This is a genomic window from Avibacterium endocarditidis, from assembly GCF_002921145.1.
Taxonomy (GTDB): domain Bacteria; phylum Pseudomonadota; class Gammaproteobacteria; order Enterobacterales; family Pasteurellaceae; genus Avibacterium; species Avibacterium endocarditidis.
Map to the genome: position 1 here is coordinate 1 of NZ_PQVI01000136.1, position 9211 is coordinate 9211.

5 protein-coding genes and 1 pseudogene are annotated in these 9211 nt (G+C 41.6%); 1 reads left to right on the forward strand and 5 read right to left on the reverse strand.

Annotated elements, in window-relative coordinates; genetic code table 11:
* Nucleotides 1-129 precede the first annotated feature (129 nt).
* Nucleotides 130-1392 carry a transcription termination factor Rho gene (gene rho / locus C3Z13_RS10030; protein ID WP_103853956.1) on the forward strand — a complete coding sequence of 421 codons (1263 nt, stop codon included), beginning with the start codon at nt 130-132 and terminating at the stop codon, nt 1390-1392.
* A 53-nt stretch (nt 1393-1445) separates the two neighbouring features.
* Here rho and C3Z13_RS10035 read toward each other — a convergent pair whose 3' ends face one another.
* From C3Z13_RS10035 to lon, 5 genes and pseudogenes are all read right to left on the reverse strand, one after another.
* Nucleotides 1446-2648, reverse strand: a complete 1203-nt coding sequence (locus C3Z13_RS10035) for an aspartate aminotransferase family protein (RefSeq protein WP_103855825.1) — start codon at nt 2646-2648, stop codon at nt 1446-1448.
* 156 nt (nt 2649-2804) lie between these two features.
* Nucleotides 2805-3651 (reverse strand): annotated as a pseudogene (gene tsf, locus C3Z13_RS10040) (translation elongation factor Ts).
* Nucleotides 3652-3782: 131 nt separating this feature from the next.
* Nucleotides 3783-4511 (reverse strand): 30S ribosomal protein S2, encoded by a 729-nt coding sequence (gene rpsB / locus C3Z13_RS10045; RefSeq protein WP_017807014.1) that lies wholly within the window; start codon nt 4509-4511, stop codon nt 3783-3785.
* Between the two features lie 297 nt (nt 4512-4808).
* Nucleotides 4809-6665 (reverse strand): peptidylprolyl isomerase, encoded by a 1857-nt coding sequence (ppiD, locus tag C3Z13_RS10050; RefSeq protein ID WP_103855826.1) that lies wholly within the window; start codon nt 6663-6665, stop codon nt 4809-4811.
* A 133-nt stretch (nt 6666-6798) separates the two neighbouring features.
* A partial coding sequence (lon, locus tag C3Z13_RS10055; RefSeq protein WP_245872630.1) for an endopeptidase La occupies nt 6799-9211 on the reverse strand: 2413 nt, incomplete at its 5' end.

The following is a 9211-nucleotide window of genomic DNA, read 5'->3' on the forward strand; positions in this document are numbered from 1 at the left end:
TTTTTTTATTATTTACCCCCTTTATTTTCTAGACATCACCGCTATTTAATGGTAACTTTACGCCCATTCTATGTTCAAACATCTTCATTACAAATTCATTTTCCAATCTAACCAACATTTCAAATTATTATGCATTTAACAGAACTTAAAAATATGCCTGTTTCCGAGCTGGTAAAACTCGGTGAAGAACAAATGGGTTTAGAAAATCTAGCCCGTTTACGCAAGCAAGATATTGTTTTCGCAATCCTAAAACAACACGCCAAAAGCGGTGAGGATATTTTCGGTGGTGGTGTGTTAGAAATCCTGCCTGATGGCTTTGGTTTCTTACGTTCCGCTGACAGCTCCTACCTTGCTGGCCCTGATGATATCTATGTTTCTCCAAGCCAAATTCGCCGTTTCAATTTACAAACTGGGGATAAAATTGAAGGGAAAATTCGTCCGCCAAAAGAAGGGGAACGTTATTTTGCTTTGCTAAAAGTGGATCAAGTTAATGATGACAAACCTGAAGTTTCACGCAGCAAAATTTTATTTGAAAATTTAACCCCACTTCACGCCAATTCACGTTTAAGAATGGAACGTGGTAATGGCTCAACAGAAGATTTAACCGCGCGTATTTTAGATTTAGCCTCCCCTATCGGGAAAGGGCAACGTGGCTTGATTGTTGCCCCACCAAAAGCGGGGAAAACAATGTTGCTACAAAATATTGCACAGAGCATTACCCATAACTATCCAGAATGTGTGCTTATCGTGTTATTAATTGACGAACGTCCAGAAGAAGTAACCGAAATGCAACGCTCAGTAAAAGGCGAAGTGATTGCTTCAACCTTTGATGAACCCGCTTCACGCCACGTTCAAGTTGCCGAAATGGTTATCGAAAAGGCAAAACGTTTAGTTGAACATAAAAAAGATGTGGTGATTTTATTAGATAGTATCACGCGTCTTGCCCGTGCTTATAACACCGTAACCCCTGCTTCAGGTAAAATCCTTTCTGGTGGTGTGGATGCCAATGCGTTACATCGTCCAAAACGTTTCTTCGGTGCAGCGCGTAACGTGGAAGAAGGCGGAAGTTTAACCATTATTGCAACCGCACTTGTAGATACAGGGTCAAAAATGGATGAAGTGATCTTCGAAGAATTTAAAGGAACGGGGAATATGGAGCTACATCTTTCGCGTAAAATCGCTGAAAAACGCGTGTTCCCAGCCATTGACTTTAACCGTTCAGGCACGCGTAAAGAAGACTTACTCACCACCCCTGACGAACTACAAAAAATGTGGATTCTACGCAAAATCCTTAATCCAATGGGTGAAGTGGAAGCAATGGAATTCCTTATTGATAAACTCGCCGTTGCCAAAACCAATGAAGAGTTTTTCGAGATTATGAAGCGTTCTTAACGTCCATAAAAAAACCTCGCTAAATGCGAGGTTTTTCTTTTTAATTCAATCTATTACACAAATTCTTGCAAGGTTTTTTCCAAGCGCACAAACCCTTCTTGCAATTCTTCATCACTAATATTCAACGCGGGGGTGAAACGCAAGACATCAGGGCCTGCAACTAAAATCATTAGTCCATTTTTAGCCGCACTTTTCACAAATTCGCTGGCTTTTCCTTGATAATTCGCATTTAACTCTGCGCCAATTAACAAGCCCTCACCACGAATTTCGCTAAATAAATTCAGCGCCTGATTTAGTTCATTCAATTTATGCATAAATAATTCAGAAGTGCGGTGGATTTTTTCCAAGAATTTTTCATCAGAAAGCAAGTCCACCACCTTTGACGCCACAGCACAAGCAAGGGGATTGCCGCCGAAAGTTGTACCGTGTACGCCAACAGAAAAACTTTTTGCAATCTCATTGGTGGTGAGCATTGCGCCAATTGGAAAACCGTTACCCAAGGCTTTGGCAGAAGTCAGAATATCAGGCACAACGCCATATTTCATATAAGCATAAAGATAGCCAGTGCGCGACAAACCCGTTTGCACTTCGTCAGAAATTAACAAGGCATTGTTTTCATCACAAAGCTGACGTAACCCCTGTAAGAATACAGGATCAGCAGGTTTCACTCCACTTTCGCCTTGAATCGGCTCAACAATTACCGCGCAAGTATGGTCATCAATCACGGCTTTTACCGCTGCAAGATCGTTAAAAGGAACGTGGATAATATCCGCAGGTTTCGGCCCAAAGCCATCAGAATATTTCGCTTGCCCACCTACGCTCACCGTGAATAATGTACGCCCGTGAAAACTTTGCTTAAAGGCAATAATTTTGCTTTTCTGCGCGCCAAAATGATCTACAGCATAACGGCGAGCCAATTTCAACGCGGCCTCGTTAGCTTCCGCACCGGAATTAACAAACATCACTCGATCCGCAAAGGTTTTCTGCACCAATTTTGAAGCTAATTGCAAGGTTGGCTCACTGGTAAACCAGTTGCTAGAATGCCACAGCGTTTCCCCTTGTGCTTTCAACACCGCCACAATCTCATCAGGGCAATGCCCCAGCGCATTCACCGCAATACCGCTTGTGAAATCAATATATTCTCGCCCTTGCTGATCCCAAACTCTGCTCCCCTTCCCTTTCACTGGAATAAACTCTGCGGGCGCATAATTTTGTATCATCACTTCATCAAAGGTTTGTCTGTTATAAGCACTCATTTGCAATCCTTAAATTTTCCAAAAGTGAGGATAGCATAGTTTAAAATGAATAATTAATCAATTGATTTGAATAAATAGTAATCTTACAGATTATATTCCCCAATAAAAAAGCAGATCTCAAAAGATCTGCTTTTCTATTTTATGGTTTTACAATGATTATTTAGTCATTGCCGCAACTTCTGCAGCGAAGTCAGTTTCTACTTTTTCGATACCTTCGCCTACTTCAAAGCGTAAGAATGAAACCACTTCTGCACCTTTCTCTTTTAGTAATTCACCCACTGATTTAGAAGGATCCATTACGAAAGGCTGGCCAGTTAAAGACACTTCACCAGTAAATTTCTTCATACGACCTTCAACCATTTTCTCAGCGATTTCGCGTGGTTTACCAGATTGCATTGCGATATCCACTTGGATTTGACGCTCGTGTTCTACTACGTCTGCTGGTACATCGCTTGGATTTACATATTCTGGACGGCTTGCTGCAACGTGCATTGCAACATGTTTCACTAATTCTTCATCAGCGTTCACTGCGCCCACTAATACACCAATTTTCGCACCGTGTAAGTATGAACCTACAACTGGCGCTTGTACTGAACCCACACGGCGGATTGTCATATTCTCACCGATTTTTGCCACTAATGCAGCACGTTTTTCTTCAAATTCAGCTTGTAATGCTTCGATGGTTACGCCTTTGTTGTTTAATGCGTAATCTGCCACTTCATTCGCTAAACCTAAGAAACCAGCGTCTTTTGCTACGAAGTCAGTTTCACAGTTCATTTCGATCATTACACCGTAGTCGCCAGCAACACGCGCGATGATTACACCTTCAGCAGCAACACGGCCTGCTTTTTTTCGCCGCTTTTGCTTGACCTGATTTACGCATATTATCAATCGCTAATTCGATATCACCGTTTGCTTCTACTAATGCTTTTTTACATTCCATCATACCCGCACCGGTACGATCACGAAGTTCTTTTACTAAAGATGCTGTAATTTCAGCCATTTTAAAATCCTCTATCCACAAAATTTGATGCGATTTTTGACCGCACTTATGTAAAAAAGCAGGGAACATAAGCCCCCTGCTAACCAATTAATCGTTGTGATTAATAAGGGCTTTCGCCGCATTCACCTGAATTATTCAGCTGCTTCTGCTTCAGCAAATTTCTCTTCGGCTACCACTTCTTGTTGGCGACCTTCTTTTACTGCTGCTGCCGCTGCTGCAAGATATAGTTGAATTGCACGCGCTGCATCATCGTTACCAGGGATAACAAAATCAACACCGTCTGGCGCAGAGTTTGTATCAACCACTGCAAATACTGGAATACCAAGGTTATTTGCTTCTTTGATTGCGATGTGTTCGTGATCTGCACCGATAACAAATAATGCATCAGGAAGACCCGCCATATCTTTGATACCGCCAAGGCTTAATTCAAGTTTTTCCATCTCACGGCTACGCATTAATGCTTCTTTCTTAGTTAATTTGTCGAAAGTACCATCTTGAGATTGAGTTTCTAAATCTTTTAAGCGTTTGATTGATTGACGTACTGTTTTCCAGTTAGTCAACATACCACCTAACCAACGGTGATTTACATAGTATTGCTGACAGTCTAATGCTGCTGCTTTCACTGCTTCACTTGCTGCACGTTTTGTACCAACAAATAAGATTTTACCGTTGTTGCCCGCAATGCGAGTTAATTCTGCTAATGCAGCATTGAACATTGGAACGGTTTTTTCAAGGTTGATGATATGAACGCCGTTGCGTGGTCCAAAAATGAATGGTTTCATTTTTGGGTTCCAGTAACGAGTTTGGTGACCGAAGTGAACGCCAGCTTGTAGCATTTCGCGCATTGAAACTTGTGCCATAATAATTTTCCTTTTGTTTGGGGTTTAGCCTCCACATACCAAATAAATCGACCGTTTGGCACCCCGATTTATCCGTGCGATATGTGTGTGATTTATTGTTAAAAATTAAGTTTAAAAATTATTTCGTCTAAAATAAAAATTGCTTTGTTATTCTAGCCAAAATAACGCCGCACTTTATACCACAAAGTGCGGTGAAAAACTAGCAAATTTTTCAAGACTCGAAAAAAGCCTATAAAAAAACGGCAATCTGAAATTTTATCTTGCCGTTTTAATAATAAATAAGATTGAAGCTTATAATTACTCTTCTTGCGCTAAGAATTGTTGATTAATTTCAATTTTAGCTTTTGCTCTTAAGGCCTGTAATAAAGCATGTTGCAATTCTGCTTGTTGCGCTTGGGTGAGTTGAGCGCTAAATGCTTGCAGTTGCTCCCCATCTAATGCCCCATCTTTAATATTGCTTAATTCGATCACCACAACACTGTTATCACCATTTTTCGCGGCCATATAAGCTGGCTTATCACTGGTTTTTTGCATTGAGAAAATCACATCACGCAATTGTGGCACTTTATTTTCAGCGTAAACCCATTGCGCTTTCTCGCCGAATTTAATGCCATTTGGCAGAGCGGCATTACTATTTTGATTTAGCGCTTGCGCCACTTTTTCAGCCTGAGCTAGCACGATTTTTTCCGCTTTTTGCTGTTTTAAATATTGAGCAATTTCATCTTTTGCTTCATCAAGTGTTTTCACACCTTCTGGTTTATGTTCCACCACACGAACAATCAAAGAATGCTGATCACCCACATTAATGGCTTCTGAGTTTGTTCCGCCTTGGGTTAATTCAGAATCAAATAATGCAGAAACCACATTGCCATAATTAAGTGCCGGTGGAATATCGTTGCGTGAGAAATAGCCGGTTTTTTGTACGCTCACGCCCGCCGCTTGCGCCGCTGCTTGTAACGAATCTGGCTGCTCAAAGGCTTTCTCATTGGCTTGTTTTTCCATTGCGTAGAATTCTTTCGCACTTAATTCGCTACGAAGTTTAGCAGCAATATCGTTTTTCACTTGTTCTAACGGCAGGAACTTTTCATCTTCCACTTTGATGATATGGTAAGCGTTATCCACTTTAACTGGTTGGCTATATTCCCCCGCTTTTAATTCACGCGCTGCTGCTTCAAATTGTGGGGGCATCATTCCTGCCACAACCCAATCTAAATCACCGCCATTTGCACCAGAAATTTTGTCGCTAGAGTAAAGTTTCGCTAACGCCGCAAAGCTTTCGCCTTTTTGTAAATCCGCATAAACTGCTTGCGCTTCTTGCTCCGTTGGCAGTTGAATGTGGGCTAAATGCTGAGTCATATATTGCGCTTTGTTATCTTGATAATATTGCGCAATTTCTACATCAGTAACCTTCACATTTTTTTCAGCCGCTTGTTGAGTTAAATCAAGGTATTGAACTTTCACCAACTCAGGCACGGCAAATGCGGCTTTATTCGCATTATAGTAAGCGCTAATTTCTTCTTCATTCACCTGTTGTTGTGCCACAGTGGCTACTAAAGGAAACTCTGCCAAACGGACATCGCGCTGTTGGAAAAATAGCTGGGCTACACGTTTGTTTTGGCTAGATACAGTAAACGCAGAACGCGCAATGCCGTCATTAAGCTGTTGTAAGGTTAATCCTTGACGTAAATATTGTGCATACTGATCACCACTTAAACCGTTTGCAGATAACATTTGTTGATAAAGTGCGTTATCAAATTTGCCGTCTTTTTGGAAAATTGGGCTAGTTACAATGGCTTGTTCAATTTGGCTATCGCTCACGTCAAGCTTTAATTCTGCGGCATATTGGCGCAATAATTCTTGGTTAATTAAACGCTCTAAAATAGAGCTGCGTAAACCATTAATAAATTCTGGCGAATCAGCCACCGCAGCAAAACTCGCTCCCATTTGTTGGCTAAGTTGTTGATATTCCTTATTATATTGTTCTAAAAATAATTGTTGCGGAATTTCTTCACCATTCACTTTGGCAGCAGAAGTATCAACGCGTGTGAACATATAGCCTGCCACGCCACTTAATACAAATGACACCACAATTAGTGCGAAAATGATCTTCCACAAGATGCTGTTTGACGCATCGCTGAGTTTTTCCATTAACATTGAAGTTATCCTTAAATGTAAGATTAAGACAAATCTTGAGAATTATAATCGAAAGTGCTTTGATTGCCAGCATAAAAATAAAGAAGTCGGCAAAGATTGTTCTTTACCGACTTTATTATTAAAAAACTTTCAATTAATTCACCGCACTTTCCGCACGTTTACTTTTACGGCGTGGCGTTGCTTTTTCTTCTTTTGCAATCAAGTGAGAAAAATCAACCCCTTCAGGCGGATTTTCTAAGGCGATGCTTAGCACTTCATCAATGGTTTCCACTGGACGAATATCTAAGCTGTTTTTCGCATTCTCTGGGATTTCTTCCAAATCTTTTACATTATCTTTTGGAATAATCACCGTTTTAATGCCGCCACGGTGCGCTGCGAGTAATTTCTCTTTCAAACCGCCAATTGGCAGCACTTTACCACGCAAGCTAATTTCCCCTGTCATCGCCACTGCAGACTTCACAGGATTCCCCGTTAAGCAAGAAACCAAGGCGGTACACATTGCGATCCCTGCACTTGGGCCATCTTTTGGTGTTGCGCCGTCTGGAACGTGAATGTGAATATCACGTTTTTCGTGGAAATCAGGTGCAATGCCTAATTTTTCTGCACGGGAACGCACCACGGTCATCGCTGCTTGAATGGATTCTTTCATCACATCGCCTAGCGATCCTGTGTAGGTTAATTTGCCTTTGCCGATCACAGAAGTGGCTTCAATGGTGAGTAAATCACCGCCCACTTGCGTCCACGCCAAGCCCGTTACTTCACCTACGCGGTTTTGTGTATCTGCACGGCCAAACTCAAAGCGTTTGACGCCCAAATATTCGTTCAGGTTATCGCTGTTTACCGTGATCGATTTTAATTTCGGGTTCAACAGTAAATTTTTCACCGCTTTACGACAGATTTTAGAAATCTCACGTTCAAGCCCACGTACGCCCGCTTCACGAGTGTAATAGCGGATAATATCTAAAATCGCACTGTCTTCGATTTTCAACTCACCTTTTTTCAAGCCATTACGCTCAATTTGTTTGTTAAGCAAATGGCGTTTGGCGATATTGAGTTTTTCATCTTCCGTATAGCCCGATAAACGAATCACTTCCATACGATCAAGCAGCGGCCCTGGGATATTCATTGAGTTTGAGGTTGCCACGAACATCACGTCAGAAAGATCATAATCCACTTCTAAATAATGATCGTTGAAGTTGGCGTTCTGTTCTGGATCAAGCACTTCTAACAACGCAGAGGCCGGATCACCACGCATATCTGATGCCATTTTGTCGATCTCATCAAGTAAAAATAGCGGATTTTTCACCCCCACTTTTGCCATTTTTTGGATCAATTTACCCGGCAATGAACCGATATAGGTTTTGCGATGCCCACGAATTTCCGCTTCATCACGCACGCCGCCTAGCGCCATACGCACATATTTACGTCCTGTGGCATTGGCAATAGATTGTCCTAGGGAAGTTTTCCCCACCCCCGGTGGCCCAACTAAGCAAAGGATAGGCCCTTTAAACTGATTTAAACGGCTTTGTACCGCTAAATATTCCAAAATGCGATCTTTCACGCGTTCTAAGCCATAATGATCCGCATCAAGAATTTCCTGCGCTTTAACAATATCTTTTTTCACTTTGCTGCGCTTATGCCAAGGTACTTGCAACATCCAATCAATGTAGCTGCGCACTACTGTTGCTTCTGCTGACATTGGCGACATCATTTTCAGTTTCTGCAATTCTGCTTCCACTTTTTCTCTTGCCTCTTTCGGCATTTTGGCTTCTTCCACTTTTTGACGAAGTTGTTCCACTTCATCAACGGTACTTTCGGTTTCGCCTAGCTCTTTTTGGATAGCTTTGATTTGTTCGTTAAGGTAATAATCGCGCTGGCTTTTTTCCATTTGTTTCTTCACGCGGCCGCGAATACGTTTCTCAACTTCTAAAATGCCCGCTTCGTTAATCATTAAACCAAGCAAATATTCAAAACGCTCAGCAACATTTGCAATGCCTAAAACTTCTTGCTTACGCGCTACTGAAACTGGCATATGCGCTGCCATTGTGTCGCTTAAACGTTCTGGGTCTGCAATATTTTTCAAGGCGGAAAGCACATCTGGCTGCACTTTTTTGTTGAGTTCAATATATTTTTCAAACTCTTTCAGTGCCGTATTCTGTGCCACTTCTAATTCTGTTTCATCACCCAATTGGGTATCAATTAGCTCAATTTTTGCCTCGAAGAAACGCCCATTGTCTTCTAAATGGGAAATTTTGGCACGTTGCTGTCCTTCCACTAGCACTTTTACTGTGCCATCTGGTAAGTTGAGTAATTGAATAATATTCGCCACCGTACCGACATCATACACATCGTCCACCGTAGGCTGTTCTAACTCAGCCGCTTTTTGCGAAACTAATAATAATTGTTTGCCATTTTCCATTGCCTCTTCAAGACTGGCGATGGATTTTTCGCGTCCCACAAACAATGGCATAACCATATATGGGAAAACCACCACATCGCGTAATGGTAAAACAGGCATGGTTTTTTGTTTTGTTCGTCTGGCGTTC

What these genes read in the sequence shown, in the direction of transcription:
- rho (WP_103853956.1), top strand. Translation starts at nt 130, where the DNA reads ATGCATTTAACAGAACTTAAAAATATGCCTGTTTCCGAGCTGGTAAAA.
- C3Z13_RS10035 (WP_103855825.1), bottom strand. Translation starts at nt 2,648, where the DNA reads ATGAGTGCTTATAACAGACAAACCTTTGATGAAGTGATGATACAAAAT.
- rpsB (WP_017807014.1), bottom strand. Translation starts at nt 4,511, where the DNA reads ATGGCACAAGTTTCAATGCGCGAAATGCTACAAGCTGGCGTTCACTTC.
- ppiD (WP_103855826.1), bottom strand. Translation starts at nt 6,665, where the DNA reads ATGTTAATGGAAAAACTCAGCGATGCGTCAAACAGCATCTTGTGGAAG.